This is a genomic window from Vibrio sinaloensis DSM 21326, assembly GCF_000189275.1.
Taxonomy (GTDB): Bacteria; Pseudomonadota; Gammaproteobacteria; order Enterobacterales; family Vibrionaceae; genus Vibrio; species Vibrio sinaloensis.
Window position 1 is genome coordinate 60,236 of record NZ_AEVT01000074.1, and the last position, 14,947, is coordinate 75,182.

Here is a 14,947-nt window from a genome sequence, read left to right on the forward strand (position 1 = left end):
TTCCCCCCCATTTTTTGGATGTTGTTATGAATTCAATCCTAGGTATTGTGGCGATCCTCGCACTCGCGTGGCTACTTTCTACAAATAGAAAAAATATTAACCTAAAAACGGTATCGTTGGCGTTTGCTCTGCAGATCAGCTTTGCGCTCTTGGTGCTGTACGTTCCTGCAGGTAAAGAGGCGCTAAATAGCGTCACAGGGGCTGTTTCTAACTTGATCAACTATGGCCAGGAAGGCATTGCATTTCTGTTTGGTGGCCTAGCGACTGGTGGCTTTACCTTCGCGATTAATGTTCTAGGTATCATCATCTTCTTCTCTGCACTGATTTCAGGTTTGTACCATATTGGTTTAATGCCAAAGGTGATCAATGTGATCGGTGGTGGTTTGCAAAAGCTACTCGGCATTGGCCGCGCAGAATCACTTTCTGCAACGGCGAATATTTTCGTCGGTATGATTGAAGCGCCACTGGTTGTAAAGCCATACCTAAAACACATGACGGACTCTCAGTTCTTCGCTGTGATGGTAGGTGGTCTTGCGTCTGTAGCTGGTGGCACACTGGTGGGTTACGCATCGTTGGGTGTTGACCTTAACTTCCTAATTGCAGCGGCCTTTATGTCGGCGCCTGCTGGCCTATTGATGGCGAAAATCATGGTGCCAGAAACCGAAGCGATTGATACAACTACTGAGTTAGATAACGTTGAAATGCCACGTGCAACAAACGTCGTTGAAGCGATGGCTGACGGTGCCATGTCAGGTCTGCGTATTGCAGTAGCGGTAGGCGCAACGCTTCTTGCGTTTATCAGTGTGATTGCGATGCTAAACGGCATGCTTGGTTGGCTAGGTAGCCTAATGGGCATGGAGCTGAGCTTTGAGCTGATCCTTGGTTATCTTTTTGCTCCGGTTGCATGGCTACTGGGTATCCCTTGGTCTGAAGCGATTACTGCGGGTTCTCTGATTGGCAACAAGATCGTTGTGAATGAATTTGTCGCCTTCATTCAATTGATGGATGTGAAAGCTCAGCTAAGCACTCACTCGCAAGCGATTGTTACTTTTGCACTGTGTGGTTTCGCTAACATCTCAACCATGGCAATGCTGATTGGCGGTCTAGGTAGCGTGGTACCCGAGAAGCGTCCGTTTATCTCTAAATATGGTTTCCGCGCGATTGCAGCAGGCGTAATGGCGAACCTGATGAGTGCATCTATTGCTGGTGTGATTTTAAGCTTGTAGCAACGGGCTGTGGTTAAGCTGCTTTAATTAATCAGCGATTGAAAACAGAAAGGGCAGATATCAAATGATATCTGCCCTTTGATTATCTATTGCTTTCGTTACTTTTTAGTATGGAACTGTTCACATGCAAGCATGGTATTTTCGATAAGGCTTGCCACTGTCATTGGCCCAACACCACCTGGAACTGGAGTAATAAAGCTCGCACGTTCTTTTGCGTTAGGGTAGTCAACATCACCTACTAGCTTACCTGACTCAAGACGGTTAATACCAACATCGACCACAACCGCGCCTTCTTTGATCCAATTTCCTGGAATGAAGTTAGGTTTACCTACCGCAACCACAACCACATCAGCTTGTCGTACGTGGCCCTCAAGATCTTTGGTAAAACGATGGCAGGTTGTTGTCGTACAACCTGCAAGCAGGAGTTCCAACGTCATTGGACGGCCAACAATGTTAGATGCACCAACCACAACCGCGTGTTTACCACGTAGGTCGATATTGTAACGGTCGAGTAGGGTAATGATGCCTTTAGGGGTGCATGAGCGAAGCTTAGGAATGCGCTGAGCCAGTCGGCCAACGTTGTATGGGTGGAAACCATCAACGTCTTTTTCTGGGTGGATTCGCTCTAGTACATGAGTCGAGTCGATACCAGCAGGCAGCGGTAACTGAACTAAGATGCCGTCGATTTCGTTGTCTGCATTGAGTGCGTCGATCAGTGCAAGTAGCTCTTCCTCTGTGGTTGTCGCAGGAAGGTCAAAAGATTTTGAAACAAAGCCGACCTCTTCACACGCACGGCGTTTACTACCAACATACACTTGTGAAGCTGGGTCTTCACCAACAAGCACAACAGCTAAACCAGGGGCGCGTAAGCCTGCTTCCACACGAGCTTTTACTCGCGCAGCAACTTCTGATCGAACCGTTTGAGAGATAAGCGTTCCATCGATATTTTGAGCAGTCATGACTTTCCTTCAAATTAGAGTGACGAATATTTTGCAGCGCATTGTCGCAAATTATTTGATGAACATCTATAAGCAAACGTTTGCTTCGTGGTAATTTTGACCAAGTTATAATTTGGTGGCCTTTTTTTGTTCATTCAGATCAGTTTGTTACGAAAAGCGCTTGTTTTACGATATTGAACTCGTATAATCCTGTCCCTGTAGCGCGCCCTTAGCTCAGCTGGATAGAGCACGTCCCTTCTAAGGATGTGGTCATAGGTTCGAATCCTATAGGGCGTGCCATTTATTAGAGAGCCCCGATATCTCCTTGAGATGTCGGGGCTTTTGCTTTTCTGCTCTGCCTATCTTTTCTCCTTGTTATTGCCTACTTACTCCCCGCACCTTTCCCGCAATGGCGGCTGTTTTTTGATGCTGCTTCATTTTTGACGTGTCTCAGAGACTTTAGTTACCCTTAAATGCCACTTTTTATCTATCTGAAATATAAGAAGATATATTTTTTTATGATGATTAATTTGTATCAAAATCTCGACTTGTGTATCTAGGAGGGCCAACAGCTCAGGGCACAAGGTTTTGTCCTGAGAAATACCGATAGAGATGAAACTGGTAGTTCAAATTGATGAGCAATGACAGAAACTTAAGTAAAAAACGCATCCTCATTGTTGAAGAAAACAGTATGTTGTCAGCGTCCATCAAGAACATGTTGAAGAAAATGGGTGGCGTCGAAGACAAGCTACACAAAGCGCAGAATGTGATGACGTTTAAGCAGTTGGTTAATCAATATCGCTTTGACCTGATCATCTGCTCCTACATGAGCAAAAATAAAGTCGTTGGCCCAAAATATCACTACCTCTACCAGCAGAGTCGTGCCCATTCCCATAGCTGTTGTTTCGTTGTGATAGCAAATGGCGATGATGAGCAGCAGATCATCGGGGCGGAAAACTTAGAGCCGGATGAGATCCTTGAACAGCCCTTCAATTACAACCAGTTCAAACAATTTATCGTTAATAGCTTATACAAACGCAGTGTTTTAAAAACCGTACATTGCCACCTTGACCATGGACGCTTTGATGAAGCGATAGAAGTGTGCAACATCCAGCTCAGCCAGCAAGGCAGTGAATGGTTAGAACTGCCTAAAGTTGTGGTTGATTGTTATGTTCGGCAGGAGCAGTATCAAGCCGCGATTGCGCTGTTGCAAAAACTCACTCGGCAAGTGAAGCATCGCTGGCCTTTGGTTCGGCTAATCTCTTTGCACTACGAGTTGGGTAACGGCGAAGAAGCGCTCGTTTATGCGCATGAGTACGAATCAATGGGCTATCCTCAAGACCCCATGATTTCGCAAATCACCGCGCACCAATCTTTGCTGGGTGCCGATTTAGAGAGTGCGATAGTGAACATGACGACGCTTTCTATTCGCAATCCGCACATTGCTCATTTAAAGCTCAAATGTGCTTGGTTAAGTTTAGCGCAAGGCCATGTCAAAAAAGCGCTAACGTTTGTTGCTCGCATTGATGCTGTATCCGCGATTGATGAGCAAGAGTGGATTCATGCGCAAGAAATGCGATTGTTGCTTGAAGTTGCGTTAGCGAAAAAAGCGCAGAGCAAGATAACGGCCAGTACCTTTAAATCGGTATTGAACTTATCTTTGTGCATTCATGAGAGTGAGTTGGTCGATTCGCATGAGTTATCAAAGAGCTTTTACAATCTGCTGTTGCAGGTTAGTCAAGATAATCCGGTATGCTCACCGAAACGCCTTGAAGGCTTGTATCGCCAAACTCAGTTACCGCATCGTAAGTTCATTTTACTGGCGGTTGCATTGCACATAGGCTGCTTAGATCTCGCTGAATTTTGGTTAACAGATTTAAAGCAGAAGAACTCAAGCCATAACGATATCGTTGCTGCGATTCACACGCTCGTTTTACAGAGGGCACAATGTGTCTTCGATGAGAAACAATCAGCCATGCGATCTGCCAGCGAAAAAGCGTCACTCGGCTCGGTGGTCGATTCGCTGGCGATCAAAGCGAAAGAAGCCCCTTACTTTATCAGCCATCACTCGCACTTTATTAACGCCATGCTGAAATTTAATGTCGTTGATAACAGCAATATTGAACTCCTGAAAGAGCAATTTGCCGTCAGCGTGGCGATCGTGATTGCGAATTTAGTCAAGCAAGATCCAATGCACCCTAAAGTCTCAAAGATTCGGCAGGCTAAGCGTATCGTCCAAGAGAGGCTGCAAAAGCGTGCGACGGCCTAGTAGTATTCGCACCTGCGGTGAATTGGGTGCGATTGATTACTGTACTTATGTAAGGCTTTTCGGTAGCATGGCGCTCCTCCTGTAAACACCCGATTTGTTTAGGTTCGATAGAAGTTCTACACGTTTAGGCACCATGCGCAGTATTCATACCAAAATTAAACCCGAATTTGAGCCTTTGTTGTCCGAGTTAGCGCTTCATGCCCTTTTGCACCTGCATACCAATCATAATGGTAAAACGCTGGCTTATAAGTCGCGCAGTGATATCAACGATATTCTTTCAGCTTGGCTGAACAAGTCTTCTAACTCTAAGAAATATAAACCATTTAAGAAGAAGGTTCGTTCGCTGGTTACCCATGCCCGTTCACAGAAACTGGATATGGTGGCGATGCTTGAGAACTTGTTACCGCCACAGCAAGGGGATGAACTGCCGCATCTCGACAGCTTTTTGTTGCTGATTAATACGTTGGAAAAAGAGCTTAACACCACGGTACTAGTTTCAAGTCCAGAAGCGGTTGATTTGGCATTTAACCCAAAAGGTTGTTTGCTGTGTGTGCTTTCTCCTGACTTGAATACCCATTTCAGTGAGCGTAATCGCCTTGTCGCGGATGTCTCGATGCTGTTTCGTGGCACTAATGGGGAACGACACGCCTTTTTACGTACTATCTATTCGTCGTCCATTTTTGAGCATAGAGTCGAATTTGAGGACGGCGACTTTGTGCGTATTAGCTTAATGCTAAGATAAAGACAAAACAGGGCAGCCATTGGCTGCCCTGTTGGTTTCTAATGATCAATCAAGCCAGTTTAAACTCTTGTAACTGCTGATTCACTTCCGCGACTTCGGCTTTATAGTGAGACACGATGCTATCCATGTTACTCGCAAGCTGCCCAGTTTTAAGTGCAATGTCTGCCAATACGTCGACGTCTTTATCCACATCTTCACTCGCTTTAGATTGCTCTGTCGTTGAATTGGCGATGCTGGTAATGTGCTGATTTACCGTTTCAATCAAGTGCTCCAGCTCAGAGATACTGTCGTTAACGCCCGATACTGACTCAAAGGTAGAATCGGTCGCTTCACGGCTTTTGTTCATATTGCTGACAGCGGTTTGAGTGTTACTTGTGATATTGCTGAGCAACTGAGAAATATGCTCTGTCGCTTCTTTACTTCTCTGTGCAAGGTCTCTGACTTCTGAGGAGACAACCGCAAACCCACGCCCGTGTTCACCCGCACGCGCAGCTTCGATGGCGGCATTGAGCGCCAGCAAGTTGGTTTGTTCAGAGATGCCGTTGATGGTGTCGACAATTTTACTCACGCTCTGCGCATCTTGCTCCAATCTCGCCATACACTCTTGAGTTTGCTCAATTTGTGAGACAAGCGCTTCGACCACATGATAAGAGTTCTGGCTTTGCTCTTGGCAGCTCAAGACTTTGTTGGTCATTTGCTCTGTCTCCTCGAGCGCTCGCTCTGAGGATGAGGCGATCTCTAAACTGGATTGAGACAGTTGCGTCATGGCTGTGGCAATGTTGCTGCATTTATCGTTAGTGGCTTTGCTGCTTTCTCCTAGATCACCGGCACCTTGCACAATGTGGGTTAGCCGTTCGTTACTGTGCTCATTGGCTTCAAGAATATTGAGAAGCAACCGCTTGATGCTGCTAGTTAGACCATTGACACTTTGAGAGATATGGCTGAGTTCATTATTGCCTTGTGCGTTGAGCTCAATGCTGAGATCTCGCTGACTCGACATGGTTGATAGGTCACCCGTTACAGAGATCACTTGCTTACGTAGAACACGTATAGACGTAATGACACCCACGATTAAAACAAAACTGATCGCAATAGACGCGGCAAGTAAGACACTCATGTTAAGCGCGGCTCGGTCAGCTTGTTCGATCGAGGTATACAGCATTTGATCTTTGACCGTATTTCGGATGCCATTGATCAGTTTGATCCGCTCTGTTGCCATGGCAAACCAACGAGTAGGCTCGGGGCCTTGCAGTGCCTTTAGGTTATCTTTCTGAGCGAGAAATTGTTGTTGTATCGCTTCAACGTCTTTCCAAATGGCGTTTTGCATCACTTGATTGAGCTCGGTCGCTAAATTACTTGGTAAAGCAATATCAGCTCTACGCTGAGCGTAAACACCAGAGGCAAGGTAGTCTTGAATTGCGATGTATTGACCAAGTGATGAACTTTTTCGCGAAAAAGCGCCGTTCAGTGCTCCTCGCACTTGTCCCGCTCGCTCTTTCATTTCCATAACGGAGATTAGGCTTTTACTTAGACCCGCCACTTTGGCATTAGACAATTTACCGCTCGCGAGTGCGGCATTATCGATAGCCAGTTGGTTAAGATTGGAATAGTAAGCAAATGGTGAAAAATCCGGTGCTAGTCGATCGATCCCTTGACGCGCCGCTGGCAGTCGTTTCAGCTCTGTCTGGATACTCGAGAGAAGCTGTTGCTGCCATTGTTCTGGTAATTCATCGGTTTGGAAACCGAGCAAGTTCTGGATATGTTGATCCACACTGACTCTGTGCTTGGTCAAAGCTTCCACTTGGTTTGGGTTTCCTTTGCTACCTAATACACCGGCACTAAGCCCGCGTTCTACTGCGAGATTGTGTGCAAGGTTGTCATACAAAAGGATGAGCTCTGTGGCGGCTTGATCCTTTTTCGCTTGGCTTAACGTTGCTTGATACTGAAAGATAAGCTCGACGGCGAGTGTGAGAGAAACAATGATGGGAATTCCAGCAAGAATAAGTACTAAACGATTGAGACTAAACCTTTGAATTAAGGCGTTCATATTCACCCCTAGCATGACTGTTTTAGTTATAGGTAAAGTATAAGACGCTGAAAAAGTGGTGGTTAATTTTGCGAGCGTTATTGAGCTCTTGCTGATGGAGTATTACCAAATATGTGACTTTAATCATATAAAGTAACCACTCAAATACCGTAGTGAATGTCATAAAAAGTTCATTGAATTAACTATTGAGCTTTTACGATTATTTCATCATATTGTAATCATCGTGTAACAAAAGAGAGGTTTGCCTATGCAGCATCAAGAAATGATCCATCCTACCGATTTTGGCGTTATTAGCCGCACCTGTTTGTTTTCTCTCGTTGGCATTGTCAGTATTTTTGCCATTCTCTGATCCATTCTTCGCTGTGAACTTTGCCTTAGTATCTGGGCACTAACTTGGTCCCAATTTATTAAGGCGGTTCTTGGCTCAATTGTTGAACCCTTTACGTTTAAAATGAACGACGTTGACCATTCGTCAATGGCGCGAGAAAGGGAGGGGGGCAATTAGTCGTGCCTTCTGATGACATGAATTGATAGATTTATGCTTAGCGATGTTACAAAGTTGTGAGCGATATCTGCCCTATGTTCAAATTATCCACATTTATCAATCAGCAGTTATATCACTTCTCTCTACACTATTAGCCACGCATCATAGGTAATGAATTAGGTGTATGAACGCTAGAATACTTGTTGTAGATGACGATGAAGAAATCCGTGAGCTGTTAGACGAATACTTAACGAAAAGTGGTTATCAGGTTGCGACGGTCGGTGACGGAGAGGCGCTAAAACAGCACCTTGAGGTGCACGGTTATCCTGATCTAGTGTTGCTTGATGTCATGCTGCCTGGTGATGATGGCTTTACTCTGTGTCAGTACATTCGCCGCGAATCGAGTGTCCCTATTATTATGTTGACGGCTGTCTCTGATGAAACCGATCAAATTATTGGTTTAGAGATTGGAGCTGATGATTACATTGCTAAGCCTTTCAACCCGCGCCAATTAGTGGCGCGTATCAAAGCTGTGTTGCGCCGCGTTCACCTCAATGAAGATAAAACCAGTGATGCGTTGCCAAAGCAAATTACTTTTGGCGATTGGCGCCTTGATACCCTAGCGCACAAGATTATCCACCTCGAGAATGGGAAAGAGCATGATTTGTCTGGCAGTGATTTTGCCATGTTGATGTTGTTTTTGACTCGTCCTAATGAAGTGTTGGACAGAGATACCATCTCATTCGCCACCCGTGGTCGAGAAGCTTTGCCGTTTGAGCGCGGGATCGACGTGCAGTTAAGTCGATTAAGAAACCGTCTTGGTGATAGTGGCAAGTATCCGCAATACATAAAGACTATGCGTGGCAATGGCTACATTTTGGCTGTGCCAGTGAGTATCGAGCACTAAAGTCATGCGGGCCATTTTACGACGCATTAAACCGAACTCACTGGTTACTCGTACGCTTGGTTTAGCGTTATTGGCTGTGGTGTTAGCCCAAGGGATCGCCACCTCGATTTGGTATAGCGAATCTAAGCAGAAAGAGTTGGCTGGTATCAAAGATGCCTCCGAGAGTATGGCGAATATGTTTGCCTCCACGGTGACCTTCTTTGAATCTCTTCCCACCCGCTATCGGCATATTGTTTTGGACCAGATCCGCAATATGGGCGGTACTCGATTTTTCGTTTCCTTTAACAAAGAGAAGCTGATTGTTGAACCGATTGCCGACACGCAGCTCAAGCGAGCCTCTATCCGTTCAGTCGAAACCGTGCTGCGACAAAAGTTGACCAAAGTGGCATCGATTTCAGTCGACTTCTCGCGCCCAGAAGATTTACGTCTGCTGAAAAACGATATCTATTTACATGATTTGCCCAAATCGTGGGCGCATCATACCTTGACCTTATCCCCGATTGATCCACCGATCTTAGTGGTGCAAATCGAATTAAGCAGTCATGAATGGGTCTATATCGCGGCTCTTCTCCCCGCACCTTATGTGACGCTGGATGACACAGTGATTGCGAGAGAACAAATCCTCTTTTTGATTTTGTCCACCACTTTGCTACTCGGTTTGACCTATATACTGATGCGACGTCAGGTTAAGCCTTTAAAGAGACTGGCCAAAGCCGCAAACGAAATGAGTATGGATATTGATCAGCCGCCGCTTGCTGAAGAGGGGGCCAGCGAATTGGTGACCGCAACCCGCGCCTTCAATCGAATGCAACAAAGGATTCGTCGCTATGTGGCCGATCGAGAGCATCTGTTTTCTTCAATTTCGCACGATCTCAAGACTCCGATCACCCGTTTACGCTTGCGGGCAGAACTGCTCGAGAGTGATACCAAGCGGCATAAATTTAATAAAGACCTTGATGAGTTAGAGATGATGGTGAAGGGGGCGTTGCAATGTGTCAAAGACACCGATCTGCATGAAAATAACGCCTTCATCGATCTTAATGAGATGATTTTGTCGGTGATTGAACCGATGAATTATCACCAAACGTGCGTTCGTTTCACGCCAAAGACGAGCGACCCAATTGTAGCTAAGCCGCTGGCAATTAAACGTGTATTGACCAATTTACTCGATAATGCGGTTAAGTATGGTCAGAGCGCCGATGTGACGGTCATGGTTTCTGAAGAGTGGATTACGGTTACCATTGATGATCAAGGTCCTGGTATTCCAAAGGACAAACTTGAGCTGGTATTTGAACCTTATTTTAGGCTAGCCAGTGATGACCAAGGACACGGCTTAGGGCTTGGGATCTGTCGTAATATTCTCCACGGACACGGCGGAGATCTCATTATTAGTAATCTTCCTCAGGGCGGTCTACGCGCTCAACTCTTTATTCCGCCTAGCCTTGAAGTGTAATGTAACTTTTTTGTTACATTGGTTTTACGCTTTGTTTCAATCTCAAAATTCTATTTGGATAGACTCAGTATTGTTCAAGCACGAAGTGAACGGGTCAGTTATGCAGTCGGCCTGATGTCTAATCCAATACATGGAAGATAATAATGAAAATCAATAAAACCCTACTTACTCTATCGCTCTTGTCTGCCTCTGCGTTTACCCAAGCGGGTGAAGTTGAAGTACTTCACTGGTGGACTGCTGGCGGTGAAGCAAAATCGGCCGCTGTTCTTAAAGAGATGCTAGAAAAGCAAAATCATACTTGGAAAGATTTTGCGGTAGCTGGTGGTGGCGGTGAGTCAGCAATGACAGTACTGAAAACTCGAGCGGTTTCTGGTAACCCTCCTTCAGCGGCGCAAATCAAAGGTCACGATATTCAAGAGTGGGGCGGATTAGGCTTCTTAACGTCTTTGGATAAAACAGGTAAAACGGAGCAATGGGATGAGATTCTTCCTTCCGTTGTTACTAAAGTGATGAAATTCGACGGTGAGTACGTTGCTGTGCCTGTCAACGTACACCGTGTTAACTGGCTATGGGCCAACCCAGAAGTACTGAAAAAGTCGGGTGTCGAACTGCCAACAACCCTTGATGAATTCTTTGTTGCTGCAGACAAGATCAAAGCGGCAGGTTTCGTTCCTCTGGCTCATGGTGGTCAGCCTTGGCAAGACGCTACCGTGTTCGAAGCCGTTGCTCTGGATGTGCTAGGCAGTGAAGATTACAACAAAGCGTTTGTCGATCTTGATATGGATACCTTGTCTGGCGACAAGATGGTTGAAGTGTTTACTAAGTTTAAGAAAATGCGCGACTACATCGATTCTAACTCTCCTGGCCGAGATTGGAACGTCGCGACGTCTATGGTGATCAACGGTGAAGCCGCGATGCAAATCATGGGTGACTGGGCAAAAGGTGAGTTCTCTGCCGCGGGTAAAGTCCCTGGTAAAGATTACATCTGTGCGCCGGCTCCAGGTACTGACGGCCAGTTCACTTTCAACATTGATAGCTTTGCGTTCTTCGAATTAAGTGATAAAGCCAATCAACAGGCACAGCAAGACTTAGCGAAAACCATTCTGACAAAAGACTTCCAAGAAGTGTTCAACTTAAACAAAGGTTCAATCCCTGTTCGTCTTGATATGGACATGAGCAAGTTTGACCAATGTGCTCTGGACTCAATGGCTACGTTTAAGGCAAGTGCTAACTCTGGTGATCTCGTACCGAGTATGGCGCATGGTCTATCCACAACGAGCTACGCACAGGGTGCGATTTACGATGTAGTGACCAACTTCTTCAATGACAACTCTGCGGATCCAAAACAGGCAGCGCAGAAGCTAGCAAAAGCCGTAAAAGCGGCGATCTAACTTTCTCTAGTTAGACTCATCACCCCCAAAGGGCGAGTAGGCTTGTGGGGAGCCTATTCGCCCTTTCCTTTACATCCAACCAGGAATTTGAGGTTGGATGAGATGACGTAAGGATTCGTTATGGAGCATGTTGTATCTCGGTATGCAGATAAGTCTGCGCCTAAGCCAAGTTTTGCTGACAGATTGCAGCGCTGGCTACCGAAAATCGTTCTTGCGCCGACCATGTTGGTGACTGTGGTTTGTATCTACGGTTACATTTTTTGGACGGCAGCATTATCAATGACCAACTCTCGTTTTTTACCTAGCTTCAATTTTGCTGGTTTTACTCAGTATTCTAAGTTGATGGAAAACGATCGTTGGATCACCTCAATTACCAACTTGGGTATTTTTGGCCTGTTGTTTATGTTGGTTGCTATCGGCCTTGGTGTGGGTTTGGCCATTCTGCTTGACCAAAATATTCGACAAGAAGGGGCAATCAGAACCATTTATCTCTACCCAATGGCATTGTCATTCATTGTCACGGGTACTGCGTGGAAATGGATACTCAATCCAGGTCTTGGTATTGAAAAATTGATGCAAGATTGGGGATTTAGTGACTTCGAATTTGACTGGTTAGTCAACTCAGATATGTCGGTTTACACCTTAGTTATTGCCGCCGTTTGGCAGTCATCAGGTTTTGTCATGGCGATGTTTTTAGCTGGCCTGCGCGGGATTGATGCATCGATTATTAAAGCTGCGCAAATTGATGGTGCGAGCTTGCCGACCATCTATTGGAAGATCATTCTGCCTTGTTTAAGACCGGTATTTTTTAGTGCTGTGATCATTACTTCCCATATCGCCATTAAGAGCTTTGATTTGGTAACGGCGATGACGGCTGGTGGCCCTGGCTACTCATCAGATTTACCCGCCTTGTTTATGTATGCGCACTCATTTACTCGTGGTCAGATTGGCTTGGGCGCAGCGAGTGCCATGATGATGTTGGCTGGAATACTGGCGATTCTCGTCCCTTATTTGTATTCAGAGCTTAGGGAGAAGAAATCATGACCCAGAATAAAAATTTTGCGCGACTCTTTATCTATACCACCTTGGTGTTCTTTTGTGTCGTGTACCTGATGCCGCTGTTTGTGATGGTGATTACCTCATTTAAAACCTTGCCGGACATTAAAGCGGGTAACTTAATGTCGTTACCAAAAGAGTGGGTGTTTGATGCTTGGTATAAAGCGTGGGACAGCGCCTGTACCGGGGTGAAATGTGAAGGGGTTAAGGGCTATTTCTGGAACTCATTCCAAATGGTCATCCCAGCTGTTGCCATCTCGACACTACTTGGTGCGTTTAATGGTTATGTTGTGACCAAGTGGCAATTCCGAGGCTCTAACTTATTCTTCAGTTTGCTGCTGTTCGGTTGCTTTATTCCGTTTCAAGTTATCTTGCTACCTATGGCTGCCGTACTGGGTAAATTAGGCCTCGCCAACACGACAACAGGTTTGGTGCTCGTGCATGTGATCTATGGTATGGCGTTTACGACCTTGTTCTTCCGTAATTTCTACATTGGGATACCGGATGAATTGATTAAAGCAGCCAAGTTGGATGGGGCGGGCTTCTTTACTATTTTCTTCAAAATCTTATTGCCGTTATCAACGCCTATCATCATGGTCACCGTTATCTGGCAGTTCACGGCCATTTGGAATGACTTCTTGTTTGGTGTGGTCTATTCAGGCTCAGAAACACAGCCGATTACCGTTGCATTGAACAACTTAGTCAATACCAGCACAGGAGTTAAAGAATATAACGTAGATATGGCAGCCGCTATCATTGCCGCATTACCGACCTTAGTGGTTTACGTGCTGGCAGGAAAATATTTTGTTCGTGGCCTAACGGCAGGATCAGTAAAAGGATAATTACTATGGCAACTCTAGAACTCAAACAGATCCGTAAAACTTACCCGAAGGCGGAACAAGAGACATTAAAAGGCATTGATATCAGTATCGACTCTGGTGAGTTTCTGATTTTGGTTGGTCCATCTGGGTGTGGCAAGTCGACTCTAATGAACACCATTGCGGGTTTAGAGGGGATCAGCGGGGGAGAGATTGTGATTGATGGACGCGATGTTTCTCAAGTTGAGCCGAAAGACCGTGACATTGCGATGGTATTCCAGTCTTACGCGCTGTACCCGAATATGACGGTGCGCGGCAATATCGCGTTTGGTCTTAAAATTCGCAAAATGCCAGACAACGAAATTGAAGAAGAGGTGCAGCGGGTTGCGACTATGCTGCAAATTGACCATCTGCTTGACCGAAAGCCTTCGCAACTCTCTGGGGGGCAAAGGCAGCGTGTCGCGATGGGACGCGCGTTAGCTCGTCGACCTAAGTTGTACCTTTTCGATGAACCGTTGTCTAACCTGGATGCCAAGCTTCGTGTTGAGATGCGCCATCAGATCAAGCGTCTCCACCAGCAGCTTAATACCACCATCGTTTATGTGACTCATGATCAAATCGAGGCCATGACTCTCGCCGATCGTATCGCGGTAATGAAGGATGGTGAGTTGCAACAACTGGGTACTCCGCACGAGATCTACACAAAGCCAAACAACATGTTTGTGGCAGGTTTTATGGGCTCTCCGTCGATGAACTTCATTGAGACTATGGTTGATCTGGATGACCAAGATAAGCCAGTTATAAAAGTCACAGGAAGTAATAATCAGGAACACCACATAAAACTTCCGCCTTCAATGAGATCGCAAGATGGCAAACGGATCGTGATTGGTCTGAGACCGGAGCACATTACGGAGTCAGAGAATCCAGACTCGTCGGCGTCTACCCAGCTTGATCTTCAGCTTGAAGTTCTTGAACCAACGGGGCCTGATACGATTGCCATGATAAAAGTGAATGATCAGGAAGTGGCCTGTCGCTTGTCGCCTGAATTTGACGCCAAAGTAGGGCAAATAGCGCCGTTGCACTTTGATTTGTCAAAAGCGGTCTTTTTTGATGCTCAAACCGAGCAAAGAATCGACTTTAACTGATTGAGTGTGCTCCCAATGAAGAATCACGGGGGATTATCAGGTTAGGCTTGCAACCTGAACTTGGGAGCACACTCCCCTTAGGCCGTTAATAAATTTATTAATAAACTTCTCATTAAGGTCTATGCTTAAAGGGAAGTTTCGGCTTGGCTTGGGATCATTGGGGCCACTCAGCCAACTTTGATGGAGGAGAGGGATAGCATGCTTTTGTCTCCTTTGCTCTCTCCCTCTCCTCACATTTTTCTGAATATATCCTTTTGTTATCTCAACGTTTTTGTGACTTATGTTGCATCCGTTCGTCGTCTTGTTTCGTGCGGGATTTGACCCATTTGCGATTATTAAATGGGGGGGATTCCACCCATTTTTGTTCTCTACGGCTCCCAGTCTGAGGTCAATTAAATTCATTCGCCTTGTTAAGTGATTGTTAACTAATGATAAGTTAAATAAATGTTATTTTTGGCCTGGTTATTGCCC

General features: G+C 45.7%; 11 protein-coding genes and 1 tRNA gene. 10 read left to right on the top strand and 2 right to left on the bottom strand.

Going from position 1 to position 14,947, the window contains the following annotated elements:
* The first annotated feature begins 26 nt into the window (after positions 1-26).
* The gene (locus RH45_RS13385; protein ID WP_008078011.1) at positions 27-1,226 is read left to right on the top strand and encodes a NupC/NupG family nucleoside CNT transporter; all 1,200 of its coding nucleotides are present in this window, start codon (positions 27-29) and stop codon (positions 1,224-1,226) included.
* Between the two features lie 98 nt (positions 1,227-1,324).
* On the opposite strand, the gene folD is transcribed toward RH45_RS13385, so the two are convergent.
* On the bottom strand, positions 1,325-2,185 hold the full coding sequence (gene folD, locus RH45_RS13390) for a bifunctional methylenetetrahydrofolate dehydrogenase/methenyltetrahydrofolate cyclohydrolase FolD (RefSeq protein WP_008078013.1): 861 nt from the start codon (positions 2,183-2,185) through the stop codon (positions 1,325-1,327).
* A 202-nt stretch (positions 2,186-2,387) separates the two neighbouring features.
* On the opposite strand from folD, the gene RH45_RS13395 reads away from it, so the two are divergent.
* From RH45_RS13395 to RH45_RS13405, 3 genes are all read left to right on the top strand, one after another.
* Positions 2,388-2,464, top strand: a tRNA-Arg gene (locus tag RH45_RS13395).
* A gap of 334 nt (positions 2,465-2,798) precedes the next feature.
* Complete coding sequence (locus tag RH45_RS13400; protein WP_008078015.1) at positions 2,799-4,433, top strand: response regulator; 1,635 nt, start codon at positions 2,799-2,801, stop codon at positions 4,431-4,433.
* Positions 4,434-4,566: 133 nt separating this feature from the next.
* Positions 4,567-5,175, top strand: a complete 609-nt coding sequence (locus RH45_RS13405) for a DUF2913 family protein (protein WP_008078017.1) — start codon at positions 4,567-4,569, stop codon at positions 5,173-5,175.
* Between the two features lie 49 nt (positions 5,176-5,224).
* Here the strand turns inward: RH45_RS13405 and RH45_RS13410 are convergent, their stop codons facing one another.
* Positions 5,225-7,222, bottom strand: a complete 1,998-nt coding sequence (locus RH45_RS13410) for a methyl-accepting chemotaxis protein (protein WP_008078019.1) — start codon at positions 7,220-7,222, stop codon at positions 5,225-5,227.
* A 668-nt stretch (positions 7,223-7,890) separates the two neighbouring features.
* Between RH45_RS13410 and RH45_RS13415 the strand changes: the two genes are divergently transcribed.
* The 6 genes from RH45_RS13415 to RH45_RS13440 all read left to right on the top strand — a co-directional run bounded on the left by RH45_RS13415 (position 7,891) and on the right by RH45_RS13440 (position 14,476).
* Complete coding sequence (locus RH45_RS13415; RefSeq protein WP_008078021.1) at positions 7,891-8,613, top strand: response regulator; 723 nt, start codon at positions 7,891-7,893, stop codon at positions 8,611-8,613.
* Between the two features lie 4 nt (positions 8,614-8,617).
* Entirely contained in the window at positions 8,618-10,066 is a 1,449-nt protein-coding gene (locus RH45_RS13420; RefSeq protein WP_008078022.1) for an ATP-binding protein, read from the top strand.
* Positions 10,067-10,209: 143 nt separating this feature from the next.
* Entirely contained in the window at positions 10,210-11,457 is a 1,248-nt protein-coding gene (locus RH45_RS13425; protein ID WP_008078023.1) for an ABC transporter substrate-binding protein, read from the top strand.
* 120 nt (positions 11,458-11,577) lie between these two features.
* The gene (locus RH45_RS13430) at positions 11,578-12,501 is read left to right on the top strand and encodes a carbohydrate ABC transporter permease (protein WP_008078024.1); all 924 of its coding nucleotides are present in this window, start codon (positions 11,578-11,580) and stop codon (positions 12,499-12,501) included.
* Positions 12,498-13,355, top strand: a complete 858-nt coding sequence (locus RH45_RS13435) for a carbohydrate ABC transporter permease (protein WP_008078026.1) — start codon at positions 12,498-12,500, stop codon at positions 13,353-13,355. Before RH45_RS13430 ends, RH45_RS13435 begins: the two co-directional genes overlap by 4 nt.
* Positions 13,356-13,360: 5 nt before the next feature.
* Entirely contained in the window at positions 13,361-14,476 is a 1,116-nt protein-coding gene (locus RH45_RS13440) for an ABC transporter ATP-binding protein (protein WP_008078028.1), read from the top strand.
* Positions 14,477-14,947: the final 471 nt, after the last annotated feature.

Coding starts and splice junctions, on each gene's coding strand:
- RH45_RS13435 (WP_008078026.1), top strand. CDS start 12,498: ATGACCCAGAATAAAAATTTTGCGCGACTCTTTATCTATACCACCTTG.
- RH45_RS13420 (WP_008078022.1), top strand. CDS start 8,618: ATGCGGGCCATTTTACGACGCATTAAACCGAACTCACTGGTTACTCGT.
- RH45_RS13425 (WP_008078023.1), top strand. CDS start 10,210: ATGAAAATCAATAAAACCCTACTTACTCTATCGCTCTTGTCTGCCTCT.
- RH45_RS13400 (WP_008078015.1), top strand. CDS start 2,799: ATGAGCAATGACAGAAACTTAAGTAAAAAACGCATCCTCATTGTTGAA.
- RH45_RS13405 (WP_008078017.1), top strand. CDS start 4,567: ATGCGCAGTATTCATACCAAAATTAAACCCGAATTTGAGCCTTTGTTG.
- RH45_RS13440 (WP_008078028.1), top strand. CDS start 13,361: ATGGCAACTCTAGAACTCAAACAGATCCGTAAAACTTACCCGAAGGCG.
- RH45_RS13410 (WP_008078019.1), bottom strand. CDS start 7,222: ATGAACGCCTTAATTCAAAGGTTTAGTCTCAATCGTTTAGTACTTATT.
- RH45_RS13430 (WP_008078024.1), top strand. CDS start 11,578: ATGGAGCATGTTGTATCTCGGTATGCAGATAAGTCTGCGCCTAAGCCA.
- RH45_RS13385 (WP_008078011.1), top strand. CDS start 27: ATGAATTCAATCCTAGGTATTGTGGCGATCCTCGCACTCGCGTGGCTA.
- folD (WP_008078013.1), bottom strand. CDS start 2,185: ATGACTGCTCAAAATATCGATGGAACGCTTATCTCTCAAACGGTTCGA.
- RH45_RS13415 (WP_008078021.1), top strand. CDS start 7,891: ATGAACGCTAGAATACTTGTTGTAGATGACGATGAAGAAATCCGTGAG.